Raw genomic sequence first — 630 nt, forward strand, 5'->3', positions numbered from 1 at the left:
TTGCCGAGCTGCTTTTGAAGGACTAATTCACTACAACTGTCCAGGTTACTGGCCCTGCTGTGGCAGGGGCGGCCTGAGCGTTGGTCAATGTTACTGGGGAGTTAGGGTAGGTGTAGGTGCCGGGTGAGGTCAGAGGTCCCGTTTGGACAGGGATGGTCACTGTGCAGGTTGCGCCGACAGCCACTTGTCCTCCGGTGAATTGAATGGTGTTCCCACCCACCGACGCTGTGAGGGTAGCTCCAGCACCACAGGAAGCAGGTAAGGGAGGAGGTGCACCAGGCCCTACAGTTAAAGGCGGCACTACCGGCAAGGTGTGGTTAAAGGCCAAGCCCGTCAATGGAATGGCTGCGTTGTTCCTGATGGTAAACGTCAAAGTTCCGGTGCCTATAACGGGAGCTGGGCCGATTGGGCCAAGCGGGTTGGGAGCAAAGGCCACGGTAAAGGTGGGAGCTGGCACCGTTACCGTTAAGTTGATAGCCGCAGCGGTGGCATTAGGCGCTTGGTTGCTGCTCAGGGTTACCGCGGGGCTGGTCAGGGATCCCGCTGTCGTGGCTGTAACCTGAAGATCCAGGCTGATGGTGCAGCTAGCGTTGGCTGCCAATGAGCCGTTGACCAGCAAGATGGAAGTTG

1 protein-coding gene is annotated in these 630 nt (G+C 58.3%); it reads right to left on the reverse strand.

The window, feature by feature from the left end; translation table 11 throughout:
• Positions 1-22: 22 nt before the first annotated feature.
• Positions 23-630 (reverse strand): hypothetical protein (locus tag NW860_RS00870; protein ID WP_414511937.1); only part of this gene is annotated, 608 nt, incomplete at its 5' end.

The organism is Synechococcus sp. F70.1 (assembly GCF_047502745.1).
GTDB lineage: Bacteria > Cyanobacteriota > Cyanobacteriia > Thermostichales > Thermostichaceae > Thermostichus.